The organism is Haemophilus parainfluenzae (assembly GCF_003253005.1).
GTDB lineage: Bacteria > Pseudomonadota > Gammaproteobacteria > Enterobacterales > Pasteurellaceae > Haemophilus_D > Haemophilus_D parainfluenzae_M.
The window spans coordinates 229,484-252,051 of the sequence record NZ_QEPZ01000001.1 but is presented as its reverse complement, the minus strand read 5'-3'; the positions used below and the strand labels follow the sequence as shown (position 1 = coordinate 252,051).

The window sequence follows — 22,568 nt, the reverse complement described above, 5'->3', positions numbered from 1 at the left end:
AATTCAAAACGAGAAATTGACAATGAAAAGAATGTTAATCAATGCGACTCAAAAAGAAGAGTTGCGCGTTGCGTTGGTCGATGGCCAGCGTTTATTCGACTTGGATATTGAAAGTCCGGGTCATGAACAGAAAAAAGCGAATATTTACAAAGGGAAAATCACTCGCGTAGAGCCGAGTTTAGAGGCAGCCTTTGTGGATTATGGTGCAGAGCGCCATGGCTTCCTTCCTTTAAAAGAAATTGCCCGTGAGTATTTCCCTGCTGATTATGTGTTCCAAGGTCGTCCAAATATCCGTGATATTTTGACCGAAGGTCAAGAAGTGATCGTTCAGGTGAACAAGGAAGAACGCGGCAATAAAGGCGCAGCCTTAACCACTTTTGTTTCCCTTGCTGGTAGTTATTTGGTGATTATGCCAAACAATCCGCGTGCAGGTGGTATCTCTCGCCGTATTGAAGGCGATGAACGTATCGAATTAAAAGAAGCATTGAGTTCTTTAGATGTACCAGAAGGCGTTGGCCTTATCGTGCGTACAGCGGGTGTGGGTAAATCACCAGAAGAATTACAATGGGACTTGAAAGTACTTTTACATCATTGGGAAGCGATCAAACAAGCTTCACAAAGCCGTCCGGCACCATTTTTAATTCATCAAGAAAGTGATGTGATCGTTCGTGCGATCCGTGATTACTTGCGTCGTGATATCGGTGAGATCTTAATTGATAGCCCGAAAGTATTTGAAAAAGCAAAAGCGCACATCAAATTAGTACGTCCAGATTTCATCAATCGTGTGAAACTGTATCAAGGTGAAGTGCCTTTATTTAGCCACTATCAAATTGAGTCACAAATTGAATCAGCTTTCCAACGTGAAGTACGCTTACCTTCTGGTGGTTCGATTGTCATTGATGTGACAGAAGCGTTAACAGCGATCGATATCAACTCAGCGCGTTCAACTCGTGGTGGTGATATTGAAGAAACGGCATTAAATACCAACCTTGAAGCGGCAGATGAAATTGCTCGTCAATTACGTTTACGTGACTTAGGTGGGTTAGTCGTTATCGATTTCATCGATATGACACCTGTTCGTCACCAACGTGAAGTAGAAAATCGTATCCGTGATGCCGTGCGTCAAGACCGTGCGCGTATTCAAATCAGCCGTATTTCTCGCTTCGGTTTGTTGGAAATGTCGCGTCAGCGTTTAAGTCCGTCATTAGGTGAATCTTCTCACCATGTTTGCCCACGCTGTCAAGGTACGGGTAAAGTACGTGATAACGAAAGCTTATCACTTTCTATCTTACGTTTAATCGAAGAAGAAGCGTTAAAAGAAAATACCAAACAAGTACACACTATCGTGCCTGTACAAATTGCGTCTTACTTACTTAACGAAAAACGTAAAGCCGTTCATAGCATCGAAAAACGCCATGATGTTGATATTATCGTGGTGCCAAATGAAGCAATGGAAACGCCACATTTCAGTGTATTCCGTGTTCGTGAAGGCGAAGAGCTTAACGAATTAAGCTATAACTTAGCGAAATTCCATGATGCTCAAGACGATACATTTGTACCAGAAGAGTCTCTAGTTTCTCGCAATATCGAAACGGCAGCTGTGACCTCTGAGCAAGTGATGGAAAGCGCAGCAGTATCTCTATCGATCCCAACGGCTGCACCAGCACCAGTTGAGCGTAAATCGGAAGAACCGTCATTGTTTGCAAAAATTGTTGCCGCAATTAAAGGTTTATTTGCTTCTGAACCAAAAGAAGAAGAGAAAAACCAAAATAACCGCAACAATCGTAACAACAACCGTAATAATCGTCGTAATCAAGAACGTCGTAATACTCGTCGTTCTCGCAATAACGAAAACAACGATAATGCGAAAAATACAGATGAAGAAAATGCGCGTCCAACTCGCGAGCGTGTAAATAATCGTCGCAATCGTCGTAACGCGAATGAAGAAGTGACATCTGAAAGTGCGGTTAATTTTGCTAATGTTTCTGATGATAATCGTCAAGAAGAAAAAACAGAGAAACCGGTAGCAGAGCGTCGTCAACGTCGTGATTTACGTAAACGTGTTCGTATTGAGGATAATACAAATAACATCAACGAGAATGTTATTGAGGCCGTTGAAGTTCCTGTGATTAAAAATGAGGTGGTTGAAAATAACACGGTTGATAATACAGAAGATAAACCACGTCAAGAACGTCAACGTCGTACTCCACGTCATTTACGTACATCGAATAATCAACGCCGTCGTCGTAATGAAGTGAAGTCACCAATGCCATTATTTGCGGCAGTTGCTTCACCAGAATTAGCAAGCGGTAAAGTATGTATCGATTATTCTGCAGTGAATGCACCGAAAGAAAATAATTTCTTATCTGTGGATGAGTTGCTTGAGCAAGAGAAAACGAAAAAAGGTGTGATCACCCCGGCAACTGGTATTGTCGTGGAAGAAAAATCAGTTGAAGCACAACCTGCGTTAGATTTCATTACTCAACCGGCAAATGAAGCGGTTCAACAGAAAGTGCAAGAGTCATTAGAACGCTTGCATCATAAATCAGAACCAGTTGCTCAAGTTGCAACGGCAGAAGTTGAATCACAAGAAAAAACTGAGCTTGCTCGTTCTTATGTGTTCACAGGTCGTGCAGGTACTATTTCAGCCGTGCCGCATACAAAAGCAGCTATGACACTAGCGAAAGCACCAGATGAAGAATCTAAACCATTCCCAATTGTGGAATGGAAGGAGTCTCGTTATTACTTTAACGGTAAAGGCGCCGCAGGCCATCATAGTGCAATTAGCCATATTTATTCTGAAGCGACACAAGCAAAAGCAGAGTAATATCTCAATAATAAAGACGGAACCAGTAGGTTCCGTTTTTATTTTGTGTATTTTTAAAACATAGTGATTTAAAAGTAGTCAGTCAGATAGTTTTTTTATTTTCTTGCTTGACGGAGTGGGGGAAAAAACGTATTATTCACCTCGCTTAAATCACGGAGGAATGGTCGAGTGGTTGAAGGCACCGGTCTTGAAAACCGGCGAGGGTTTACGCCCTCCGTGAGTTCGAATCTCACTTCCTCCGCCATCAAATTCAAAAAATCCCTAAGTCGAAAGATTTAGGGATTTTTACTTTTCAGTCTATTAAAAATATCTTATTTTTTGACCGCACTTTCTTGGAGCTCTTTAAAGGCAAGGTATTCTTCTAAGGTCTCAATCGCTTCTAAACATTTTTGACGGCGCGTTAAATAAATTGCGGCTGTTTGCTTATGCATATCTCGCTGAATATCTTTTTGAGCCGTATTAGCTTGTGCTTTGGCTTCTTCGTATTTTTCCGTGAGTTGCTGCAAGGCTTCATAATACTTTTCTAGACGCTCTCTAGGAGGGAGACGATGAATGCTATGTTGTGATTTATTACTTGCAACTTGTGGCTCTGCTATTTTCGGTTGAATGGGCTTTTTATACTTACGATTCATGGCTTCCGTTAAGGCGCTACATTGCCCTAAAAGATGTTCTACCATAAATACAATTTGTTCTTCATTTTGATGAGGAATTTTACATAGCTTAGTTAAGCTTTGTTGGATTTCTTTGAGATAAAAACCGACGGTTTCAAAATCTTCAGTAAATAAAGTGCGGTTAAATTTCGCGTTGATTTTTTTATCAGAGTCAGCTTGATAGGCTTGTGTCAGTTGCTGTACTTTTTGTTCGAGCGTATTGAGTAATGATTGAATAGACATAAAAAAATCCCCGCATAATGAATGCAGGGATTATAACGATTAAAGGGTCATGGCTGCAATCCAGCCGAATACTAATAGTGGGATATTGTAGTGAATAAAGGTTGGCACAACAGAATCCCAAATGTGGTCGTGTTTGCCATCCATATTCAAACCGGATGTTGGACCAAGTGTTGAGTCAGAAGCCGGTGAACCCGCATCTCCTAATGCCGCTGCTACACCTACGATAGCTACTGTCGCAAGTGGTGAAAAACCAAAAGAAAGACAAAGTGGTACATAAATTGAGGTGATAATTGGTACAGTTGAGAAAGAAGAACCAATACCCATGGTAATCAATAACCCAACGAGCAACATTAAGAATGCCGCAACGCCTTTGCTTTGAATCGCACCAGTTGAAAGTGCATCAACTAACTCTTTCACACCGCTTGTGGTATTAATCACATTAGCGAAACCAGAGGCAGCAATCATAACAAAGCCAATCATCGCCATTAAACGTAAACCTTGTTGGAAAATGTCGTTACTTTCTTTGGGTTTGAAGATACCGAATGCCCCGAAAATGACTAAACCGACTAAACCACCAATAATTGTAGAGCTTGTGAAAAGCTGGGTGGCAAAAGTGGCGACAATGGCGATCGCACTTGCGGTAATTTGAATAGGTTTAATATTCGCAATGTGTTGTTCAATTTCAGCTGTAGTTGGTTCTGCAGTCGTCACCACATACTCGCGCGGTTTGCGATAGGTAACAAATACAGCAGTGAGTAAACCAAGAATCATACCAATCACAGGGATAAGCATAGCAAAAGAAACTTCACCTACACTGGTTTGTAAACCGAGTGGTGCACCAGCAAGATTGATATTTTTTACTAAAACGCTTTCGATAAAGATTTTCCCGAAACCGACAGGCAAGATCATATAAGTTGCGGTTAAACCAAAGGTAATAATACAAGCCACTGCACGACGATCGATTTTTAAACGGTTAAAAATAGAAAGTAAAGGCGGCACTACAATCGGGATAAACGCAATGTGTACTGGGAGTAAGTTTTGGGATGAAATGGCGAATAAAAGCAAAATGCCAAGCAGCATATATTTAAACCAGGCTAAATTTTTACCGGTTGGTGTTTTGTTCATTCGGGTAATAATTTTGTAGGCAAGCAAATCAGTGATACCGGATTTTGAAATCGCAATGGCAAATGCACCGAGCATCGCATAGTTCATGGCTACTTCAGCACCACCACCTAAGCCGCCTGTAAAGGCTTCAATGGTTTTTCCTAAACCTAAGTCACCACATAAGCCTGCAGTCAGAGCGGAAATCACAAGTGCAATAACCACGTTTACGCGCAGCAGGCTTAACGCCAGTAGCACGACAATTGAAATAACAACGGGATTCGATAGCATATTGTTGTTCCTTATTGATTAGTTAAAAGAGACGGTCGCATAAAAGAAAATTGATTTAAGGTTAAATGTCGCATAGTAATAAACTCCTGTAAATTAATAATAAAACAAAACCCCTCGAAAGTTGCCTTCCGAGGGGTAAGATTTTTTGATCTTTATCTTGTCAGCTCGGAAGAAATCTTCCAAGCACGCCAACAGCCTGAAAGATTATTCAGTTGAATGGCGATGATGATGACGAAGGATAAAGTTCATTTGAAACTCTCTTATTTAGATAACTAAATTGAATTACTTTTTAAAATACGGTAAAGCGAAAACGATTGCAAGCCTTTTTTCTAAAAAATTTTGAAAATTAAACTGCGGTCTGATTTTCATCTGTTTTTTCCGTTTCATTGGTTTGAGCAATATGAGGGAATCCACCGAGATCTTTTAAATGATTGACCATATAGCAAAATAATTCTGCCGTACGTTCAGTATCATATAGTGCGGAGTGTGCTTGTTTCCCATCAAAAGGAATTTTTGCCGCTTGGCATGCTTTGACGAGCACCGTTTGCCCAAACATAAAACCGGCAAGTGTTGCGGTATCAAACATCCCAAAAGGGTGGAATGGATTACGTTTTACACCCGTACGTTCAGCAGCTGCCATCACGAAACTTTGGTCAAAAGCCGCATTGTGCGCCACGATGATAGAGCGCTGACATTCAGCATCTTTTTGTCCACGACGCACCATTTGGAACAACCCTGTGATGGCATCTAATTCAGATACGGCACCACGCAATGGATTATGAATATCAATCCCATTGAATTTGAGTGATTCAGGATTAATATTCGCCCCCTCAAATGGTTCAATATGAAAATGGCATTTTTGATCAGGTTGTAAATTGCCATTCTCATCCATTTTTAAGGTGATAGCTGCAAGCTCTAAAAGTGCATCTTTTTTTGCATCAAACCCTGCTGTTTCCACGTCAATAATGACAGGAAAGTAGCCGCGAAAACGATTTTTTAATTGGTGGTGATAAGGGATTTCTTGAGAGTTGGACATATTGTATCCTTTTAAATAAATAACGCAGGTAACCCTGCGTTATAAAAGAGCGAAAAAATCAACCGCACTTTTAATTAATTGCCTAGACCAGATTTTGAGCTTTTATTTTCTATAAATTCAATTTTATAGCCATCTGGATCTTCAACGAAAGCAATAACGGTTGTACCACCTTTAACTGGGCCTGGTTCGCGAGTCACTTTACCACCACTTGCACGAACGGCTTCACAAATAGCATAAATATCATCAACACCGATAGCAATATGTCCATATGCTGTACCTTGTTCATATTTATCTACGCCCCAATTGTATGTTAATTCAATTTCTGCGGCACTTTCGCCATCTTCATAACCTAAAAAAGCAAGCGTATATTTATACTCAGAGTTTTCACTCGTACGCAATAAACGCATGCCTAAAACATCTTGATAAAATTTAATAGAGCGGTCCAAATCACCTACTCGAAGCATTGTGTGTAAAATTTGCATCTTGTTTTCCTCTTTTCTATTAGGTTGGTGGGCGATTATAACATAGAAATTGGTCGCTTATATTGCAAGATATAACTTGCTTCCTAGGATTAGGTTTATTTCACTGCAATCATCGAGCCAAAATTAAAACATTGGAACCATAATTCTACGTGTGAAAATCCGATGTTTTTTAACCGCTCTTTGTGGATGTTAATCGAGTCAGTACGCATTACATTTTCAAGTGCAGTGCGTTTTTGGCTCACTTCAAGCTCACTGTAACCGTTAGCACGTTTGAATTGGTGGTGGAGATCAATAAGCAACTCATTCACTTTTTCATCTTCAAAACGGAATTTTTCAGAGAGCACCAACACACCGTTTGGCTTTAAACCTTGGTAGATTTTGGTGAGCAAGGCTACACGATCTTCTGGCGGTAAAAATTGCAATGTGAAGTTGAGTACTACCATTGAGGCGTTCTTAATTTCAATTTGACGAATATCATCGCAAAGAATTTCTACGGGTACATTACTATGATAAGCCGCAACGTGCTGACGGCAGCGTTCCACCATTGGCAGAGAATTATCGACACCGATAATTTTCACATTAGGTTGTTTTATATTGCGTCGCATAGAAAGAGCTGCCGCACCGCGTGAACAGCCTAAATCATAGACTTGGCTGTCAGCAGTCACAAAACGTTCAGCCAACATACCAATCGCGGTGATAATGTTGGAGTAGCCAGGAATCGAGCGTTGAATCATATCGGGGAAAACTTCCGCCACGCTTTCATCAAAAGTAAAATCGCCCAGTTTTTCGATCGGGGCGGCAAAAATTGTATCTTTCATCATGATTGAATTCTGTTGTTGTATTGAGAGGGCATTTATTTAGATAAAATGCAAAAAACTGCGGTCATTTTAGTGAAAGTTTTTAAAGGATCAAATAAATTTCGCTTTTCAATTTAAAAGGCATGTCTTTTTCCGTATAATCAACGCGTTAATAATCCATTTTTAGAAAAATGAAAGGAATATAGAAATGATGCGTACACATTATTGCGGTGCATTAAACCGCAACCATATTGGACAAGAAGTAACATTAAGCGGTTGGGTTCACCGTCGTCGCGATTTAGGTGGTTTAATTTTTATTGATATGCGTGATCGCGATGGTGTCGTGCAAGTTTGTTTTGATCCTAAATATCAAGAAGCGTTAACTGCAGCTTCAGGCTTACGTAATGAATTTTGTATTCAAATTAAAGGTGAAGTGATCGCGCGTCCTGACAATCAAGTTAATAAAAATATGGCGACAGGCGAAGTAGAAGTATTGGCGAAAGAATTACGCATCTACAACGCTTCTGACGTTTTACCATTAGACTTCAACCAAAACAACACAGAAGAACAACGTTTAAAATATCGTTATTTAGATTTGCGTCGCCCGGAAATGGCGCAACGTTTGAAAACCCGTGCAAAAATCACCAGCTTTGTGCGTCGTTTTATGGATGATAATGGTTTCCTTGATATCGAAACCCCAATGCTTACCAAAGCAACGCCAGAAGGTGCGCGTGACTATTTAGTACCAAGTCGTGTACATAAAGGCAAATTCTATGCATTACCGCAATCACCACAGCTTTTCAAACAGCTTTTAATGATGTCTGGTTTTGATCGTTATTATCAAATTGTGAAATGTTTCCGTGATGAAGATTTACGTGCAGATCGTCAGCCTGAATTTACTCAAATCGATGTGGAAACTTCTTTCTTAACTGCGCCAGAAGTACGTGAGATCATGGAACGCATGGTACACGGTTTATGGCAAAACATCATTGGTGTGGATTTAGGTAAATTCCCACAAATGACCTGGCAAGAAGCGATGACTCGTTTTGGTTCCGATAAACCAGATTTGCGTAACCCGCTTGAATTAGTCGATGTGGCAGATATCGTTAAAGATGTTGAATTTAAAGTATTTAATGAGCCTGCAAATAATCCAAACGGCCGTGTGGCAGTGATTCGTGTACCAAATGGTACTGAAATCACTCGTAAACAAATTGATGAATATACACAATTTGTTGGTATTTACGGTGCAAAAGGTTTGGCTTGGGCGAAAGTAAATGACATTAATGCTGGTCTTGAAGGCGTACAAAGCCCGATTGCGAAATTCTTAAATGAAGAGGTATGGAAAGCGTTAGCTGAACGTGTGAAAGCGCAAACTGGCGATATCTTATTCTTCGGTGCAGACAAATGGCAAACCACCACTGATGCAATGGGCGCATTACGTTTGAGATTAGGTCGTGATCTTGGCTTAACTCGTTTGGACGAATGGCAGCCGCTTTGGGTGATTGATTTCCCAATGTTTGAGCGTGACGATGAAGGTAATCTTTCAGCAATGCACCACCCATTCACTTCACCAAAAGATTTTACGCCAGAACAATTAGAAGCGAATCCAACCGATGCGGTAGCAAATGCTTACGATATGGTGATCAACGGCTATGAAGTGGGTGGTGGTTCTGTCCGTATTTTCGACCCGAAAATGCAACAAACCGTCTTCCGCATTCTTGGTATCAATGAACAAGAACAACGTGAAAAATTTGGTTTCTTATTAGATGCATTAAAATTCGGTACACCGCCACATGCAGGTTTAGCATTTGGTTTAGACCGTTTAACCATGCTTTTAACGGGCACTGAAAATATTCGCGATGTGATTGCATTCCCGAAAACAACAGCCGCAGCGTGTTTAATGACTGAAGCGCCAAGTTTCGCGAATCCGCAGGCGCTAGCGGAGTTGAGTATTGCAGTGACTAAAGCTGAGTAGTTTATGTTTTTAAAATCGACCGTAGTTTTACGGTCGATTTTTTTGGTTTATTAAGTTATAGGTGTTATTGCAAGGTATAAAATGGAACGCCCAATATCTGTAAGTGTGATTGCTTGGTTATCCATACTGGGGGGAGCTAGTGGTTGCTTTTCCCTACTTTTTTCATTATTTGAAGAAACATTTAGTTTAAGTTTCGATCAGATTCTGAGACTATACCTAATAAATTTTGTTCTAGGTGTATTAATTTTTCTTACAGGTATTAAATTGCTTGAAGGGCAAAATAGTGGTCGGATCTTATTTATAATATCAGCTCTTTTATATATTGTGTGGAGCTGGATTAGCTTACGGTCTTGACTCAACTTTATTTATTGGCTCAGTCGTTCGCTTAATTGTGTTTGGATTAATTCTCTATCGACCAAGTGTAAATAAATATTTTACTCAAACTTCAAAAGTGTCAGAGTAGAGGGGACTTGTTTCTCATGACTATTCTAGTTTTTAGTATCTAGTATGAGCTAATGCGATATAAGTGCGGTCAAAAATTCAACTGATTTTGACCGCACTTTCTTTTTATTGAAAAAATTTTATTCACTTAAATACATCATTTTTTTGGTATGAATATGATGTAGTTTTATTTGTTTTGAAGTTATATCCTGAAATTTCAAAATAATTAGATTTTTACTCTTTTATTCTTCTTTAAATGGAACTTTATTTACTTTACTCAAGGATAAAATTCTATTATAAATAAGACCTTTTTCGATTTATGATTAATTTATAAGAGAACATTTTATGAGTGAAGTTTCAACTCCAGTAGAAAAATCAACGTGGGCAAGTAAATTCTCTGCCTTAGGCCCGGGCATCGTGATGGCATCAGCAGCTGTTGGTGGTTCGCATATTATTGCATCTACCCAAGCTGGTGCGATCTATGGTTGGGAATTAGTGAGTATTGTTATTCTTGCTAACTTATTTAAATATCCTTTCTTCCGTTTCGGTGTTCAATATACCCTAGATACCGGTAATACCTTGTTAGAAGGTTACCGTCAAAAAGGGAAGTTCTACCTTTGGTTATTCCTTGCTTTAAACGTTTTTGCCACAGTGATTAATACCGCTGCAGTGGGATTATTAACAGCCGCAATTTTAACCTTCATTACGCCAATTCCTCTACCAATGCCAGTATTAAGCTCATTAGTGATTCTTGTGACAACCGGCATTTTATTGTTGGGTAAATATCGTTTATTAGATAGTTTATCGAAAATCATCATGATTGCTTTAACGGTAACAACCGTGAGCGCTGTCGTGATTGCTTTTATGCGTAATGGTATCAATGGCGTAGCCACACCTGATTTTGTAGCGCCTTCTCCATGGGAATTAAGTAAATTAGCGTTTTTAGTGGCCTTAATGGGTTGGATGCCTGCACCAATTGAAATTTCTGCTGTTAACTCTATGTGGGTGGTAGCAAAACGTCGTCTAACGAAAGTATCTTATGAAGACGGTTTATTTGACTTCAACGTGGGTTATATCGGTACAGCAATTTTAGCTGTCGTCTTCTTAGCGCTTGGTGCATTGGTGCAATATGGTTCTCCTGAAACCGTAGAGATGGTTGGCGGAAAATATATCGCACAACTTATCAATATGTATGCAAGTACTATCGGTGAATGGTCTCGCTTATTAATTGCAGTCATTGCGTTCATGTGTATGTTTGGTACAACAATTACAGTAATTGATGGTTACTCTCGTACCAATGTTGAATCTTTGCGTATCTTATTCGGTAAACAGGAAAGCTCTGTGAGAATTCTTAATATCGGTATGATTTTTGCGGCGTTATCTGGTTTAGCGATTATTTTCTACTTTAATAATGCTGTTGGTCCGATGTTGAAGTTCGCGATGATTGCTTCATTTGTTTCTGCACCAATCTTTGCTTGGTTGAATTTATCTCTGACTAAGCACGCGAAACACAGTGTAAAAGGCGGCTTATTGTGGTTATCCCTTATCGGTTTATTCTACTTAACAGCCTTTGCAGGCTTGTTTATCGCCCAACAAGCTGGCTGGTTAAACTAAAATAATTGAGATAATTACCGCACTTTAGTTTTAAAGTGCGGTAATTTTTTTGAAAGTTTTTAGTAGAAAAGGTATGATGCTGTCCATTCTCAATCATGTAGATGACGAGCTTGAAATATAAAAATAATCAATCGGTTCTCGTGGTAATTTATGCGGAAAGCACGCATCGTGTTCTTATGCTTCAACGTCGAGACGACACAACGTTTTGGCAATCCGTTACGGGGGCATTGGAAACCAACGAAACACCAAGAGAAACAGCAATTCGAGAAGTTTGGGAAGAAGTTGGATTAAAAATAGAAGAAAATTCGACCGCACTTTTTGATTGTAAAGAGAGTATAGAATTTGAAATTTTCCCGCATTTCCGCTATAAATACGCACCGAATGTGGCTCACTGTCATGAACATTGGTTTTTATTGGCAGTTGAGCAGGAATTTGAACCGATATTAAGTGAGCATTTGGCGTATCAATGGGTTTCACCAGAAGATGCGATCCAAATGACAAAATCGCCGAATAATGCCGAGGCCATCAAAAAATATTTGATGAACGGCTTTCCTCTATAGAAGAGGATTTCATTTAAAAACGTTTTTAAGATAAGAAGGAAAACAACATGGCAGGCCATAGTAAGTGGGCAAATATTAAACACCGTAAAGCAGCACAAGATGCGCAACGCGGTAAAATTTTTACAAAATTAATTCGTGAATTAGTGACTGCTGCAAAAATTGGTGGCGGTGATGTAAGTGCGAACCCGCGTCTACGTGCGGCAGTAGATAAAGCCTTATCGAGCAACATGACTCGCGATACCATTAACCGTGCGATTGAACGCGGTGTGGGCGGTGGTGATGACACCAATATGGAAACAAGAATTTACGAAGGTTATGGTCCGGGTGGAACTGCTGTGATGGTTGAGTGTCTAAGTGACAACGCAAACCGAACCATCTCACAGGTTCGCCCAAGTTTCACTAAATGTGGTGGTAACTTAGGGACTGAAGGTTCTGTAGGCTACTTATTCAGCAAAAAAGGCTTGATTTTAATTAGCCAAGGTGAAGAAGATGCGTTAATGGAAGCGGCAATTGAAGCCGGTGCAGATGATGTTCAACCACAAGATGATGGTTCATTCGAAATCTATACTGCGTGGGAAGATTTAGGTTCTGTGCGCGATGCAATCGAAGCAGCAGGGTTTAAAATTGATAACGCAGAAGTGACAATGATTCCATCAACAACAGTTGATCTTGATCTTGAAACTGCGCCTAAATTGTTGCGTTTAATTGACATGTTAGAAGACTGTGACGATGTACAAAACGTATATCATAACGGTGAAATTAGTGATGAAGTTGCAGCTCAGCTGTAATTTTAAGGAGATTTATAATGAAATTTGCTAAAGTATTACCAGCAATGGCCGCTCTTGTTGTTTTATCTGCGTGTGCAAGCGATGCACCAAAAATGGAAAACAAAGCGGAACAAATGGCAACCCCTACTGTAACGGATAAAACAGTAGTTTATACCTGTAACAAGAAAACTGTAACTGCAGTTTATCAATTCGAAAACCAAGAGCCAACAGCAGCAATGGTGATGGTGGGTAACAAAGTTATCGCGAAAGATTTTGCTCGTGATGCAGCTCAAAAAGACTTCACTTCATTTACTTCAGGCAAATATGTTTGGAACGTAGATAGTGGTTTAACTTTAGATAAATTTGATTCTGTTGCGCCAGTAAATCTTTTAATCAAAGGCAAAAAAGCAGATAAAATTGTTGTGAAAAACTGTGATGTAGATGCAAAAGCAACTGCAAAAGCAAACCAATAATTAACGCTAAAAACGGCCGGCATTGACCGGCCGTTTATTTTTGAGAATTTATGAGTATTATTTTAGGCATTGATCCAGGTTCTCGTGTAACGGGTTATGGTGTGATTAGACAAAATGGTCGCCATTTAGAATATCTCGGCAGTGGAGCAATCCGCACGCAGGTAGAGGATTTACCTACACGATTAAAACGAATTTATGCTGGCGTGACAGAAATCATCACACAATTCCAGCCCGATATGTTTGCCATTGAACAAGTGTTTATGGCTAAAAATGCGGATTCAGCTTTAAAACTGGGGCAAGCACGTGGTACGGCGATTGTGGCTGCAGTGAACCATGATTTACCTGTATTTGAATATGCGGCTCGTTTGGTGAAACAGACTGTTGTTGGGATTGGTTCTGCAGATAAAGTTCAAGTACAAGATATGGTGACACGAATTTTGAAGCTCTCAGATAAACCTCAGGTAGATGCGGCAGATGCTTTAGCCATTGCCATCACTCATGCTCATACCATTCAACATTCCTTGCATATTGCTGGCTCGGTCAAAACCACAGAAACACACGAAAAAATGACCGCACTTTTAAAAACAAGATACAGCCGAGGTCGATTTAGATTAAAAATTTAACTGGATTAATATCCAGTTTTATTTTATTCTATGCAAAATTTTTTTACATGGAAATCTTATGATCGGTCGTTTAAAAGGCATTTTATTAGAAAAACAACCTCCTGAAATTTTGCTTGATGTACAAGGCATCGGTTATGAATTATTGTTACCAATGACCAGTTTTTATGACTTACCTGAAATCGGGCAAGAAACTACTTTATTTACCCATCTTGTTGTGCGTGAAGATGCTCATCTTCTTTTTGGATTTGCCCAAAAAACTGACCGCACTTTATTCCGTGAATTAATTAAAACCAATGGTGTTGGACCTAAATTGGCACTCGCGATTTTATCTGCAATGTCGGTAGAGCAGTTTGCTTACGCTATTGAGCGAGAAGAACTGTCAAAATTAGTTAAAATTCCTGGTGTGGGCAAGAAAACCGCTGAACGCTTATTAGTAGAGTTAAAAGGGAAGTTTAAAGATGTTCGCCAAAGTGATTTCTTTGTGGAGAGCAAGCATATTCCTTCAATGTCAGAATTACTCCAAGCTGAAAGCTCTGCAGACGAAGCTGTTGCTGCATTGGTTGCATTAGGTTATAAACCAACGGATGCTGAAAAAATGGTGAAAAAAGTCGCTAAAGCGGATTTAAGCAGTGAGCAATTAATTCGCGAAGCCTTAAAAGCCGCATTATAAAGATTAAACAAATATGATCGAAGCAGATAGAATTATTAGCAGTCAGGCAAAGATGGATGAAGATGTCATCGATCGTGCGATTCGTCCAAAGCTTTTATCGGACTATGTGGGACAACCACAAGTGCGAGAGCAGATGGATATTTTCATTCAGGCGGCAAAATTGCGGCAAGATGCCTTAGATCATCTTTTGATCTTTGGTCCTCCTGGCTTAGGAAAAACGACGCTAGCTAATATTGTGGCAAATGAAATGGGCGTGAATATTCGCACCACATCAGGGCCTGTTCTTGAAAAAGCCGGCGATTTGGCAGCAATGCTGACAAATCTTGAACCCCATGATGTGTTGTTTATTGATGAAATTCACCGTCTTTCCCCTGCTATTGAAGAAGTGCTTTATCCAGCAATGGAAGATTATCAGTTGGATATTATGATCGGTGAAGGCCCTGCTGCACGCTCAATTAAATTAGATTTGCCACCTTTCACATTAATTGGTGCAACGACTCGAGCGGGTTCTTTAACTTCGCCACTACGTGATCGTTTCGGTATTGTTCAGCGTTTAGAATTTTATTCCGTTGAAGATTTAACGTCTATTGTGACAAGAAGTGCCTCTTGCTTAAATCTAGAATTAGAAGATAAAGCGGCTTTTGAAGTGGCTCGTCGTTCACGTGGCACGCCTCGCATTGCAAACCGTTTATTGCGTCGGGTTCGAGATTTTGCTGATGTACGTAATGATGGCATGATTTCGGCAGACATTGCGAAACAAGCGCTTTCAATGTTAGATGTAGATGATGCTGGCTTTGATTACTTAGATAGAAAATTGCTTACCGCAGTGATTGAACGTTTTGATGGTGGGCCAGTTGGGTTAGATAACTTGGCAGCAGCAATAGGTGAAGAACGAGACACTATCGAGGATGTTTTAGAACCTTACTTGATTCAACAGGGATTTTTACAGCGAACCCCTCGAGGCCGAATTGCGACTTCGTTAACTTATCGACACTTCGGACTTCAGAAGCCGTCAGAATAAGACAGATAAAAAAGGACATATTGATATCAATATGTCCTTTCTTTTTGAAACCTGCTTAGTTAGTTTCTTCAGTTCCTTCAGTATAGCTCTTCATACTATTTAATCTTGCTAAACCCACATTACAGCTTTTTTGTTGAGTCGCTAATTCCATTTCAAGAATTTGCTGTTTGCTTTGATTTAGTTTGCTTTTGATTTTACCTACTTGAGTATGAGTACCCGGCTGTTTTTCTGCTTGGGCAATCAAATTTTCTGTTTCTTTAAATAACTGTGTGCATTGTTGTGGAAGAGCAGCTTTGTTTTCTGTAATAGGTGCTGCAGTGGCAGATAGTGCCATAGAACCGAAAAGTGCGGTCAAAATTACACAAATTTTTTTCATTGTAAATCCCTACAAATCTTTCCAAATATTATTAGGTTAAAAAATAACAAAATCTTGTTGTCCTGTCTAGTGATTATTTTGTCTATTTCCTTTCAATAAAGTTTCCTTGTGATAGAGATAAATTTTTTCATTCGAGATAAATATGCAAGATTTGATGTAGATCAATTTTGCTATAGTTATGCTAAATAGGGTATTTTGTAACTTATATCAAAAAATGTGATCAAGATAACGGTTTTTTCTGTTTTTTATCCTCATAAATAGTAGTAGAATATGGGAAATTTTTGAATATTTATATTGTACTGTATTCTGTTTTGAGAATAGGAAAGGCAATTATTACGTAAATAATTCAATATTTCTTAACAATTTCTGTTGAGTAGTTTGGGGTGGTTATTTGGGGTTATCCCTGGTAATCATAAAGTGAAAATCTTGTAGATTTATACAAGGAGTTGAGATGTTAGACGTTGTTGATCTCTCACGCTTGCAGTTTGCATTAACTGCGTTATATCACTTCATTTTTGTACCATTAACATTAGGTTTATCTTTCGTTCTTGTGATCATGGAAACCATTTATGTTAAAACGGGCAAAGAAGTATATAAAGATATGACTAAATTCTGGGGTAAGTTATTTGGTATTAACTTTGCTCTAGGGGTAACGACCGGTATTATCATGGAGTTCCAATTCGGGACAAACTGGTCTTATTATTCTCACTATGTTGGTGATATTTTCGGTGCTCCATTAGCGATCGAAGCATTACTTGCATTCTTCTTAGAATCCACTTTCGTGGGGCTATTCTTTTTCGGTTGGGATCGTTTAACTAAAGGTAAACACTTACTCGCAACTTACTGCGTAGCCTTTGGTTCAAACCTTTCTGCGATGTGGATTTTAGTCGCGAATGGTTGGATGCAACATCCGGTAGCGGCAGAATTTAACTTTGAAACCGTTCGTATGGAAATGACCAGCTTCTTAGATCTTTGGTTAAATCCAGTTGCGCAAAGTAAATTCTTACACACATTAACAGCAGGTTATACAACCGGTGCAATGTTTGTATTAGGTATCAGTGCATTCTATTTATTAAAAGGTCGCGATATCGGTTTTGCTAAACGTTCATTCTCTGTAGCGGCAACTTTTGGTTTTATCGCTGCATCAGCTGTATTAATTATGGGTGATGAATCAGGTTATGATATCGGTAAAGCACAACCTGTGAAATTGGCTGCAATGGAAGCTGAGTTTGATACTCATGCAGCTCCAGCGCCATTCCATCCAGTTGCGATTCCAAATACTGCTGAAATGAAAAATGATTTTGCGATTGAAATCCCTTACTTAGGTGGTTTAATTGCAACTCGTTCTTTAGACACTGAAATTGTTGGTTTGAAAGATATTCAAGCGAAAAATGAAGGTCGTGTTCGTAATGGTATGGTAGCGTATGATTTATTCACACAATTAAAAGCAGAGAAAAAATCAGCAGGCCAAGTAAGTCCTGAAACTAAAGCAAAATTTGATGAAGTTAAAGGTGATTTAGGTTTCGGTTTATTATTAAAACGTTACACAGATAAAGTTGTTGATGCAACGGATGAACAAGTTAAACAAGCAGCTCGCGATAGTATTCCAAACGTTGGGCCTAACTTCTGGGCATTCCGTGGTATGTTAGCCGCAGGTGGTTTAATTATTTTACTGACCTTTGGTGCATTTGTTCAAAATTTACGTAACAAAGTGACTTCTTCTCGCTTATTACTTAAAGCATTGCTTTGGGGTATCCCATTGCCAATCTTAGCGATTGAATTCGGTTGGTTCTTAGCTGAATTTGGTCGTCAACCATGGGCGATTTATGAAGTATTACCGGTGGGTGTGTCTGCCTCTAACTTGAGTGTAGGTGACTTATGGTTCTCTATCGGTTTAATTTGTGTACTTTACTTCTTCTTCATCATTGCGGAAATGTATTTGATGTTTAAATATGCACGTTTAGGTCCAAGTGCATTGAAAACCGGCAAATACTATTTTGAGCAATCATCTAAATAAGCAGGAGATGGATTATGCTTGATTATGAAATTCTACGTATTATTTGGTGGGTGCTAGTTGTTGTATTGCTTATCGGTTTCTCTGTAACAGATGGATTCGATATGGGCGTGACCGCACTTTTACCCGTAGCAGGTAAGAAAGAAGTAGAAAGACGTATTATGATTAACTCTATTGCTCCACACTGGGATGGTAACCAAGTTTGGTTATTAACTGCTGGTGGTGCAATCTTTGCGGCATGGCCGATTGTTTATTCTATAGCGTTTTCAGGCTTCTATATTGCCTTATTCCTCGTGTTAGCTGCGTTATTCTTCCGTCCAATTGGTTTTGAATATCGTGCGAAAATTGATAACCCAACATGGCGTGCTGTGTGGGATTGGGGCTTGTTTGCGGGTGGTTTTGTACCTGCATTAGTATTCGGTGTAGCATTTGGTAATTTATTACAAGGTGTACCATTTGAATTAAATGAGCTTTCACAAGCAACTTACACAGGTTCGTTCTTTGCATTATTAAACCCATTCGCATTACTTTGCGGTGTGTTAAGTCTTGCAATGTTAGTAACTCATGGTGCAAACTGGTTACAAATGAAAACTACTGCTGCATTGCGTGATCGTGCAAGAGCAATTACACAAATTGGCGCATTAGTGACATTAATTACTTTTGTACTTGCAGGTGTATGGCTTTCTTTCAAAGACGGTTATGTGGTGACTAGCGCGATTGATCACTTTGCAGCATCAGCGCCAACTTCAGGCAAACAAGTAGCAGTTGAAGCAGGAGCATGGTTCAAAAACTTCAATGAAAATCCAGCTTTATGGGCATTCCCAGCATTAGCTGTGGTTGGTGCATTATTAAATGTGATTGCATCTAAAGCAAATCGTTGTGGTTTTGCATTCTTCTTCTCTGTATTAACAATGGCTGGTGTGATTATTACTGCGGCAGTATCAATGTTCCCATTTGTAATGCCTTCAAGTACTCATCCAGAACAAAGTTTATTAATGTGGGATGCAACGTCAAGTGAATTAACATTAACCTTAATGTTCTACTTGGCATTAGTATTCGTTACCATCTCATTGCTTTACACCATTTGGTCATACTACAAAATGTTTGGTCGCTTGGATGAAAGCTTTGTTGAAGACAACAAAAACTCATTATACTAAGGAGAAACAATATGTTATACGTAATTTGGGTAGTGGGTGTGTTGGCTGCAGTTATGGTGAGTGCTAAATTAACCATTGGTAAAGAAAAGTCAGGTAAATTTGACGAGTAATGATGATTAATTCACTCTATCAATTCAGTAATAAGGGTTCCTTGCGAACCCTTTCGTTTATTTTAGCGTTATTTTTAACTGCGGCTTTCTTTTTAAATTTAAGTCAGTTTTCAACCGCACTTCGAACCGCTCATCCTGCTTGGATTCTTGCAATCTTTTGGGGATTGATTAATTTATGGATTCACGGGATTGGATTTGAAATTCGTCGAGCAATATGGCAGCTCGTTTTCTTGCCCTTTATTGGTTATTTCACCACAATAATTGCCATTGTTCAGCATTGGTTTTTATAAGAACGATAGACAAATATTATTATTTGGATCTTGCACATCTAATGAACAGGTTCTAAAATAAGCGGCTTGTTATGGCTGATAATTTGAGCATTATTTTGAATAACCAATGTTTTACCTTTCCGGTTCGTGTCTATTATGAGGACACGGATGCAGGCGGAGTAGTGTATCACGCACGTTACTTACATTTTTTTGAACGTGCACGAACTGAATATTTAAGAACGCTTAATTTTTCCCAACAATCATTATTGCAGGAACAACAATTAGCTTTTGTGGTCAAAACCATCTCTATTGACTATTGTATTCCGGCAAAATTGGATGATTATCTTATTGTTGAAACTGAAATGACGGCCGTGAAAGGAGCAACAATTCTCTTTGAACAGCGGTTAGTTCTTGAGACAGTGGTGTTATCGAAGGCTACTGTTAAGGTAGCTAGTGTTGATCTAGGCAAAATGAAACCTGTCGCAATTCCTGAAGAATTAAAAGCGGCATTTTTAAAGTAAATAACTTTTCGGAGTATGCAATGACTACAGAATTGAACTTTTTAGATCTTTTTCTAAAAGCGAGTATCGTTGTTCAACTTGTAATTGTGATCTTAATTTCGTTCTCAATTATTTCTTGGGCAATCATTATTCAACGTAGCCGTATTTTGACGAGTGCGTTAAAAGAAGCGAACACTTTTGAAGATCGTTTCTGGTCTGGTGAAGATTTAAATAAACTTTATGATGGTTTATCTAATCGTCGTGAAGTACTAACAGGCAGCGAACAAATTTTCTTTGTTGGCTTTAAAGAATTCTCTCGCTTAAAGCAAGTGAATGCAGATGCGCCAGAAGCAATTATCAAAGGTACGACTCGTGCGATGAACCTTGCGATGAATCGCGAAGTGGAATCCCTTGAAAGCCGTGTACCTTTCTTAGCAACAGTTGCTTCTGTAAGTCCATATATTGGTTTATTTGGTACCGTTTGGGGGATCATGCATGCATTTATGGCATTAAGTGGTGCGAAACAAGCAACATTACAAATGGTTGCTCCAGGTATCGCAGAAGCCTTGATCGCAACCGCAATTGGTTTGTTTGCGGCGATTCCAGCTGTAATGGCGTATAACCGTTTAAGCTTACGTGTAAATGCGATTGAACAAAATTATGGTAACTTCATTGATGAGTTCACCACAATTTTACATCGTCAAGCTTTTGGTAAAGCGCACCATTAAAAATAAATGAAAAGTTGACCGAACTTCATAAATTAAACGAAAAGTGCGGTGGATTTTAGCAAAGTTTTAGAGGAAATTATGGCTCGTCGTCAGCGTAAAGACATTAAATCTGAAATTAACATCGTGCCATTTCTCGATGTTCTTTTAGTTTTAGTGTTAATTTTTATGGCAACCGCGCCGATTATCAGTCAGAGCGTTCAAGTGGAACTCCCTGATTCGGTGCAAAGTCAAAATGTATCAAATGAAGATAAAACACCGGTTATCTTAGAAGTAGCGGGTGTAGGGCAGTATTCGATTTCTATTGGTGGTCAACGCCAAGAAAGCCTTAACGAAGAAATGGTAACCCAATTATCAAAACAAGAATTTGATAAAGACAATAACACAATGTTCTTAGTGGGCGGAGCAAAAGATGTACCTTATGAAGAAGTGATTAAAGCACTGAATTTACTACATCTTGCCGGCATTAAGTCTGTGGGTTTAATGACCAACCCAATTTAAGAATAAGTAGGTAAAACCGTGCAGAATAATCGACGAAAAAAACGTGCAAATGAGTTTGTCATCTCTATTGCGATGCACCTTGCATTGTTTGGTTTGTTGATTTGGAGCTCTCTTTATCAAACCGTTGAAATAATGGGTGGTGGAGAAGGTGAAGGTGATGCCATGGGAGCTGTGATGGTCGATACTGGCACTGCAGCACAGGAATGGGGACGTATTCAACAACAGAAGAAAGGTCAAACTGATAAACAGAAAAAACCAGAACCTGTAGTCGAAGAGAAGAAACCAGAGCCTGAACCTGAACCAAATCAGCAAGAAATTGCGAAACAAGAAGAGATTAAGCGTCAGCAGGAAATTCAACGTCAAAAAGAACTTGAAAAACAAAAGCAGCAAGAAATTGAAAAGCAAAAACAGCAACAAGAACTTGCTCGTCAAGAGGCGTTAGAAAAACAGAAACAAGCTGAAGAAGCAAAAGCAAAACAAGCTGCAGAGGCAGCGAAGTTGAAAGCGGAAGCCGAGGCAAAACGTTTAGCTGCAGCCGCTAAACAGGCTGAAGAAGAAGCAAAAGCAAAGGCACAAGCTGAAGCTCAAAAAGCGAAAGAAAAAGCAGAAGCGGATGCTAAAGCCAAGGCTGAGGCGAAAGCTAAAGCAGAAGCAAAAGCGAAGGCAAAAGCTGAGGCTGATGCCAAGGCTAAAGCAGAAGCAGATGCTAAGGCGAAAGCCGAGGCTGATGCCAAAGCGAAAGCAGAGGCTGAAGCAAAAGCCAAGGCAGAGGCTGAAGCAAAAGTCAAGGCAGAGGCTGAAGCAAAAGCCAAGGCAGAAGCAAAAGCCAAGGCAGAAGCAAAAGCTAAAGCGGATGCAGAAGCTAAAGCGAAGGCTGATGCTAAAGCCAAAGCAGATGCAGCAAAACGTAAAGCGGATCAAGCAGCTTTAGATGATTTCATGAACGGTGGTGACATCGGTGGTGGTAGCGCATCTAAAGGTGGTAATGCGAATAAAGGCGGTACTCAAGGTAGTGGTGCGGGACTTGGAGCTGGAGACGGTGGCAAGGTCGGTGACCAATATGCAGGTGTGATTAAGCGTGAAATTCAACGCCGTTTCTTAAAAGACCCAAGCTTTGCTGGTAAAGTTTGTAGTATTAAAATTCAGCTCGGTCGAGATGGTACGATTTTAGGCTACCAGCGCGTTTCTGGACCAGATGATATTTGTACTGCAGCATTAAGTGCGGTAGCTAGAACGAAAAAAGTTCCAGCAGCACCATCTGATGCTATTTATGAAAAATATAAAGCGCCGACTATCGACTTTGATATCAATGCTCGATAATTGGTTTTAGGAAAGTAACAACGTT

General features: G+C 39.5%; 22 protein-coding genes, 1 tRNA gene, 2 pseudogenes and 1 other annotated feature. Of the genes and pseudogenes, 19 read left to right on the top strand and 6 right to left on the bottom strand.

Features of this window, described 5'->3' with window-relative positions; translation table 11 throughout:
* Positions 1–22 precede the first annotated feature (22 nt).
* The 3 genes and pseudogenes from rne to DPV97_RS01280 all read left to right on the top strand — a co-directional run.
* Positions 23–2,540 (top strand): annotated as a pseudogene (rne, locus tag DPV97_RS01285) (ribonuclease E); the annotation flags it as partial.
* 68 nt (positions 2,541–2,608) lie between these two features.
* A pseudogene (locus DPV97_RS09725) lies at positions 2,609–2,827 on the top strand (polyhydroxyalkanoate depolymerase); the annotation flags it as partial.
* A gap of 154 nt (positions 2,828–2,981) precedes the next feature.
* Positions 2,982–3,071, top strand: a tRNA-Ser gene (locus tag DPV97_RS01280).
* A gap of 67 nt (positions 3,072–3,138) precedes the next feature.
* On the opposite strand, the gene priC is transcribed toward DPV97_RS01280, so the two are convergent.
* The 5 genes from priC to cmoA form a co-directional block, all read right to left on the bottom strand.
* A complete protein-coding gene (gene priC, locus DPV97_RS01275) occupies positions 3,139–3,720 on the bottom strand; it encodes a primosomal replication protein PriC (protein ID WP_070715265.1) in 582 nt (193 codons plus the stop codon).
* 39 nt (positions 3,721–3,759) lie between these two features.
* Positions 3,760–5,112 (bottom strand): Na+/H+ antiporter family protein, encoded by a 1,353-nt coding sequence (locus tag DPV97_RS01270; protein ID WP_070715266.1) that lies wholly within the window; start codon positions 5,110–5,112, stop codon positions 3,760–3,762.
* Between the two features lie 102 nt (positions 5,113–5,214).
* Positions 5,215–5,341: a sequence feature (His leader region), on the bottom strand.
* Between the two features lie 117 nt (positions 5,342–5,458).
* Positions 5,459–6,148 (bottom strand): ribonuclease T, encoded by a 690-nt coding sequence (gene rnt, locus DPV97_RS01265; RefSeq protein WP_070715268.1) that lies wholly within the window; start codon positions 6,146–6,148, stop codon positions 5,459–5,461.
* Between the two features lie 74 nt (positions 6,149–6,222).
* On the bottom strand, positions 6,223–6,630 hold the full coding sequence (gloA, locus tag DPV97_RS01260; protein WP_070715270.1) for a lactoylglutathione lyase: 408 nt from the start codon (positions 6,628–6,630) through the stop codon (positions 6,223–6,225).
* Between the two features lie 95 nt (positions 6,631–6,725).
* On the bottom strand, positions 6,726–7,451 hold the full coding sequence (gene cmoA / locus DPV97_RS01255; protein ID WP_070715272.1) for a carboxy-S-adenosyl-L-methionine synthase CmoA: 726 nt from the start codon (positions 7,449–7,451) through the stop codon (positions 6,726–6,728).
* Between the two features lie 184 nt (positions 7,452–7,635).
* Here cmoA and aspS point away from each other — a divergent pair, with 184 nt between their 5' ends.
* The 8 genes from aspS to ruvB all read left to right on the top strand — a co-directional run bounded on the left by aspS (position 7,636) and on the right by ruvB (position 15,571).
* Entirely contained in the window at positions 7,636–9,402 is a 1,767-nt protein-coding gene (gene aspS / locus DPV97_RS01250; RefSeq protein WP_070715274.1) for an aspartate--tRNA ligase, read from the top strand.
* Between the two features lie 786 nt (positions 9,403–10,188).
* On the top strand, positions 10,189–11,457 hold the full coding sequence (locus DPV97_RS01240; RefSeq protein WP_014064903.1) for an NRAMP family divalent metal transporter: 1,269 nt from the start codon (positions 10,189–10,191) through the stop codon (positions 11,455–11,457).
* Between the two features lie 101 nt (positions 11,458–11,558).
* Entirely contained in the window at positions 11,559–12,017 is a 459-nt protein-coding gene (nudB, locus tag DPV97_RS01235; RefSeq protein ID WP_070715277.1) for a dihydroneopterin triphosphate diphosphatase, read from the top strand.
* A gap of 47 nt (positions 12,018–12,064) precedes the next feature.
* On the top strand, positions 12,065–12,805 hold the full coding sequence (locus tag DPV97_RS01230; RefSeq protein ID WP_005697071.1) for a YebC/PmpR family DNA-binding transcriptional regulator: 741 nt from the start codon (positions 12,065–12,067) through the stop codon (positions 12,803–12,805).
* A 17-nt stretch (positions 12,806–12,822) separates the two neighbouring features.
* Positions 12,823–13,257 (top strand): ACP-like domain-containing protein, encoded by a 435-nt coding sequence (locus DPV97_RS01225; protein WP_049366389.1) that lies wholly within the window; start codon positions 12,823–12,825, stop codon positions 13,255–13,257.
* 50 nt (positions 13,258–13,307) lie between these two features.
* Positions 13,308–13,880, top strand: a complete 573-nt coding sequence (gene ruvC / locus DPV97_RS01220) for a crossover junction endodeoxyribonuclease RuvC (protein WP_070715278.1) — start codon at positions 13,308–13,310, stop codon at positions 13,878–13,880.
* A 58-nt stretch (positions 13,881–13,938) separates the two neighbouring features.
* On the top strand, positions 13,939–14,550 hold the full coding sequence (gene ruvA / locus DPV97_RS01215) for a Holliday junction branch migration protein RuvA (protein ID WP_070715280.1): 612 nt from the start codon (positions 13,939–13,941) through the stop codon (positions 14,548–14,550).
* 13 nt (positions 14,551–14,563) lie between these two features.
* The gene (ruvB, locus tag DPV97_RS01210) at positions 14,564–15,571 is read left to right on the top strand and encodes a Holliday junction branch migration DNA helicase RuvB (protein ID WP_070715281.1); all 1,008 of its coding nucleotides are present in this window, start codon (positions 14,564–14,566) and stop codon (positions 15,569–15,571) included.
* 55 nt (positions 15,572–15,626) lie between these two features.
* Here the strand turns inward: ruvB and DPV97_RS01205 are convergent, their stop codons facing one another.
* A complete protein-coding gene (locus tag DPV97_RS01205; RefSeq protein WP_070715282.1) occupies positions 15,627–15,947 on the bottom strand; it encodes a DUF5339 domain-containing protein in 321 nt (106 codons plus the stop codon).
* Between the two features lie 451 nt (positions 15,948–16,398).
* Between DPV97_RS01205 and DPV97_RS01200 the strand changes: the two genes are divergently transcribed.
* From DPV97_RS01200 to tolA, 8 genes are all read left to right on the top strand, one after another.
* Positions 16,399–17,964, top strand: coding sequence for a cytochrome ubiquinol oxidase subunit I (locus tag DPV97_RS01200; RefSeq protein WP_070715284.1), 1,566 nt, complete (start codon positions 16,399–16,401; stop codon positions 17,962–17,964).
* 14 nt (positions 17,965–17,978) lie between these two features.
* On the top strand, positions 17,979–19,118 hold the full coding sequence (gene cydB / locus DPV97_RS01195; protein ID WP_070715286.1) for a cytochrome d ubiquinol oxidase subunit II: 1,140 nt from the start codon (positions 17,979–17,981) through the stop codon (positions 19,116–19,118).
* 11 nt (positions 19,119–19,129) lie between these two features.
* Entirely contained in the window at positions 19,130–19,228 is a 99-nt protein-coding gene (locus DPV97_RS01190; RefSeq protein WP_101494276.1) for a cytochrome bd oxidase small subunit, CydX/CbdX family, read from the top strand.
* Between the two features lie 2 nt (positions 19,229–19,230).
* Entirely contained in the window at positions 19,231–19,518 is a 288-nt protein-coding gene (gene ybgE, locus DPV97_RS01185) for a cyd operon protein YbgE (protein ID WP_049374447.1), read from the top strand.
* 71 nt (positions 19,519–19,589) lie between these two features.
* Positions 19,590–20,018 carry a tol-pal system-associated acyl-CoA thioesterase gene (gene ybgC / locus DPV97_RS01180; RefSeq protein ID WP_186821768.1) on the top strand — a complete coding sequence of 143 codons (429 nt, stop codon included), beginning with the start codon at positions 19,590–19,592 and terminating at the stop codon, positions 20,016–20,018.
* A gap of 20 nt (positions 20,019–20,038) precedes the next feature.
* Positions 20,039–20,725 carry a protein TolQ gene (gene tolQ / locus DPV97_RS01175; protein ID WP_070715287.1) on the top strand — a complete coding sequence of 229 codons (687 nt, stop codon included), beginning with the start codon at positions 20,039–20,041 and terminating at the stop codon, positions 20,723–20,725.
* A 78-nt stretch (positions 20,726–20,803) separates the two neighbouring features.
* Positions 20,804–21,223: a colicin uptake protein TolR gene (tolR, locus tag DPV97_RS01170; protein ID WP_070715289.1), complete on the top strand. Its 420-nt coding sequence runs from the start codon at positions 20,804–20,806 to the stop codon at positions 21,221–21,223.
* 18 nt (positions 21,224–21,241) lie between these two features.
* A complete protein-coding gene (gene tolA / locus DPV97_RS01165) occupies positions 21,242–22,543 on the top strand; it encodes a cell envelope integrity protein TolA (protein ID WP_070715291.1) in 1,302 nt (433 codons plus the stop codon).
* The last annotated feature ends 25 nt before the right edge of the window (positions 22,544–22,568 follow it).

Excerpts from the sequence above, each read along its gene's own strand:
- ruvB (WP_070715281.1), top strand. The coding sequence starts at position 14,564 with ATGATCGAAGCAGATAGAATTATTAGCAGTCAGGCAAAGATGGATGAA.
- DPV97_RS01205 (WP_070715282.1), bottom strand. The coding sequence starts at position 15,947 with ATGAAAAAAATTTGTGTAATTTTGACCGCACTTTTCGGTTCTATGGCA.
- tolR (WP_070715289.1), top strand. The coding sequence starts at position 20,804 with ATGGCTCGTCGTCAGCGTAAAGACATTAAATCTGAAATTAACATCGTG.
- cydB (WP_070715286.1), top strand. The coding sequence starts at position 17,979 with ATGCTTGATTATGAAATTCTACGTATTATTTGGTGGGTGCTAGTTGTT.
- tolQ (WP_070715287.1), top strand. The coding sequence starts at position 20,039 with ATGACTACAGAATTGAACTTTTTAGATCTTTTTCTAAAAGCGAGTATC.
- ybgC (WP_186821768.1), top strand. The coding sequence starts at position 19,590 with ATGGCTGATAATTTGAGCATTATTTTGAATAACCAATGTTTTACCTTT.
- priC (WP_070715265.1), bottom strand. The coding sequence starts at position 3,720 with ATGTCTATTCAATCATTACTCAATACGCTCGAACAAAAAGTACAGCAA.
- cmoA (WP_070715272.1), bottom strand. The coding sequence starts at position 7,451 with ATGATGAAAGATACAATTTTTGCCGCCCCGATCGAAAAACTGGGCGAT.
- DPV97_RS01230 (WP_005697071.1), top strand. The coding sequence starts at position 12,065 with ATGGCAGGCCATAGTAAGTGGGCAAATATTAAACACCGTAAAGCAGCA.
- gloA (WP_070715270.1), bottom strand. The coding sequence starts at position 6,630 with ATGCAAATTTTACACACAATGCTTCGAGTAGGTGATTTGGACCGCTCT.
- DPV97_RS01225 (WP_049366389.1), top strand. The coding sequence starts at position 12,823 with ATGAAATTTGCTAAAGTATTACCAGCAATGGCCGCTCTTGTTGTTTTA.
- ruvC (WP_070715278.1), top strand. The coding sequence starts at position 13,308 with ATGAGTATTATTTTAGGCATTGATCCAGGTTCTCGTGTAACGGGTTAT.
- DPV97_RS01240 (WP_014064903.1), top strand. The coding sequence starts at position 10,189 with ATGAGTGAAGTTTCAACTCCAGTAGAAAAATCAACGTGGGCAAGTAAA.
- DPV97_RS01270 (WP_070715266.1), bottom strand. The coding sequence starts at position 5,112 with ATGCTATCGAATCCCGTTGTTATTTCAATTGTCGTGCTACTGGCGTTA.
- aspS (WP_070715274.1), top strand. The coding sequence starts at position 7,636 with ATGATGCGTACACATTATTGCGGTGCATTAAACCGCAACCATATTGGA.
- ybgE (WP_049374447.1), top strand. The coding sequence starts at position 19,231 with ATGATTAATTCACTCTATCAATTCAGTAATAAGGGTTCCTTGCGAACC.
- nudB (WP_070715277.1), top strand. The coding sequence starts at position 11,559 with ATGACGAGCTTGAAATATAAAAATAATCAATCGGTTCTCGTGGTAATT.
- DPV97_RS01190 (WP_101494276.1), top strand. The coding sequence starts at position 19,130 with ATGTTATACGTAATTTGGGTAGTGGGTGTGTTGGCTGCAGTTATGGTG.
- rnt (WP_070715268.1), bottom strand. The coding sequence starts at position 6,148 with ATGTCCAACTCTCAAGAAATCCCTTATCACCACCAATTAAAAAATCGT.
- DPV97_RS01200 (WP_070715284.1), top strand. The coding sequence starts at position 16,399 with ATGTTAGACGTTGTTGATCTCTCACGCTTGCAGTTTGCATTAACTGCG.
- ruvA (WP_070715280.1), top strand. The coding sequence starts at position 13,939 with ATGATCGGTCGTTTAAAAGGCATTTTATTAGAAAAACAACCTCCTGAA.